The following is a 1192-nucleotide window of genomic DNA, read 5'->3' on the forward strand; positions in this document are numbered from 1 at the left end:
TTACAGACCTATGAGTTACTTTATTTCTATAATTTGCTATTTTGACTGAATTTCTATTGCTTAATAGAAGAGTCGAAACGAAAAGAGTCGATAGAGCAAGCTTACTTTTTATCGAGTGTTCGTCTTGTTTCAGTAGCTTCCAAATAACATTTTTCACATCTGATAGAGAAGGCTTTTTACCAACGGATAAAGTCAGATAAATTGATCGCTCTTGAACAACAAAATTATTCTCTATTTCATAGGTAGGCTCATAATTAGTCTTTGCGTTTATAAAATTTTGCAAATGTCGCATTCTAAAACTAAACCGTCTAAGGTCTCTCCGTATGACTTCAGCGTCTAAAGCTTTACCAACAGAAGATACATTATGGTTGTGGACGCGATAAAATCCGAGTTCGTCCGATGTGCTGACTATGTCGCCCATAAATGGCGCGGCATAAAGTATTACACCGTCAACATATTTCTCGTAATCAATTTCACGAAGTATATTGCACACATCCCTGCGAAAAACGTTCCCAGAAGTCGGAGGCGTTTTATAAAATCCTGTTCTAAGCACTCGGTGTATGATTTCACTTCGCTCTCTATAATCATCAAGCGCAGGCGCTGCACTACCTATAAATCTTCCTTCGGAATCAATTAAACCCAAAGAGTATTGCAACTTTGCAACTTTTTCGTCAACCAATGCCAGAATTTTGTTTAGAGAATTTGGCGCTAACATGTCGTCTGCATCTAGAAACAAAACAAATGGTGCAGTAGTATGGTCTAAACCAAAAATACAAGCCTGAAGAGCACCCCCATTAGGTAAGCGATATGCGCGAACATCAAAATTGTTGATTATATCCCATGAACCATCAGTTGAGCCATCGTCGACGACTATGATTTCGGATTCTCGATTATTTTGTCCAATTACACTACTGATCGCCTTGCCGACAAAAGCTGAATAATTGTAACAAGGAATTATGATTGATAGCTTAGGCTCTTTCTGAGCGTCACAAATTTTCATTCTATTGAAGCCTCCGGCATGACGTAACCAACTCGATATAAATTGATATTTATAGATGGCAAAGTCAAACATTTGAATAAGTTTTTAACAAGAATACAAACAGTACGGAAACCTGGCTAGTTTTAAAGTCATGCTATCCAGGCGAGCATTAAAGTCCAACGATTTAAATTAAAAATGATGCTGATATATTAC

Annotated in this window: 1 protein-coding gene; it reads right to left on the reverse strand. The window is 37.3% G+C overall.

The genetic code is table 11. The annotated features are described in order from the left end of the window. Positions 1-1072, reverse strand: a 1072-nt coding sequence (locus tag FV227_RS28595) for a glycosyltransferase family 2 protein (RefSeq protein ID WP_147860477.1), incomplete at its 3' end; no start/stop codon positions are given. Positions 1073-1192: the final 120 nt, after the last annotated feature.

This window comes from Methylobacterium sp. WL119 (assembly GCF_008039875.1).
Taxonomy (GTDB): Bacteria; Pseudomonadota; Alphaproteobacteria; order Rhizobiales; family Beijerinckiaceae; genus Methylobacterium.